We start from the raw sequence: 264 nt of genomic DNA, 5'->3' as shown, positions 1-264 counted from the left end.
CCTCTCTATGCCTTTCAAGAGGAATGGTATAAAGAGTGGGTAAAGAAGAAAAAACACCAAGAAACAAAAGATATTCTTAGTGAATTAGATAAACGAGAAAAGAAAAAACAAGCCTATAAAGCACTCAAAGATCAAGACGAAGAACAAGCCCTTGCTCTTCTTTCACAAGCTCTTGAACACAAAGAAAGTGAGGAAGATAACAGTTCTATAAAACGGCGTCTTATCGTCAATGATGTCACGGTAGAGAAGCTAGGGGAATTGTTG

Annotated in this window: 1 pseudogene; it reads left to right on the top strand. The window is 37.5% G+C overall.

What is annotated here, in order from left to right:
* A pseudogene (locus BN338_RS12540) lies at window positions 1-264 on the top strand (YfjI family protein); the annotation flags it as partial.

It is taken from the genome of Bartonella queenslandensis AUST/NH15 (genome assembly GCF_000312585.1).
GTDB classification, from domain to species: domain Bacteria; phylum Pseudomonadota; class Alphaproteobacteria; order Rhizobiales; family Rhizobiaceae; genus Bartonella; species Bartonella queenslandensis_A.
Note: the sequence above shows the minus strand (reverse complement) of the source record. Positions and strands in the feature narration are given on the sequence as shown.